Consider the following 349-nt stretch of genomic DNA (forward strand, 5'->3'; position numbering starts at 1 on the left):
TTGCAGGACGGTCTCGGTGTCGCTGATCCAGCAGTAGCCCTTGATCGCTTCCAGGCAGGCCTGGTGGCGTTCCGGGGTATGGGTGGCGCAGGCATCCTCGACCAGGGTGACCAGGTAACCGCGGTCGGCGGCATCGCGCACGGCCATGTCCACGCACTGGTCGGTGACCACCCCGCAGACGATCAGGTGGCGGGTGCCGAGGTTGCGCAGTACGTAGTCGATGGCGGTGGAGTTGAAAACGCCGGAAGAAGTCTTCGGCAGCACGATCTCGTTGGCGGTCGGCTCCAGGGCGTCGATCACCCTGGCGTCCGGGCTGCCCTTGGGCAGGTGCATCTCCGACAGCTTGTGA

At 65.6% G+C, this 349-nt stretch carries 1 protein-coding gene; it reads right to left on the reverse strand.

Going from position 1 to position 349, the window contains the following annotated elements:
- The coding region (locus ACLJNW_RS23750; RefSeq protein ID WP_410961165.1) for a cysteine hydrolase family protein at positions 1-349 on the reverse strand (349 nt) is incomplete at both ends.

Origin of the sequence: Salmonella sp. SAL4457 (assembly GCF_046548235.1) — a bacterium.
GTDB lineage: Bacteria > Pseudomonadota > Gammaproteobacteria > Enterobacterales > Enterobacteriaceae > Salmonella > Salmonella enterica.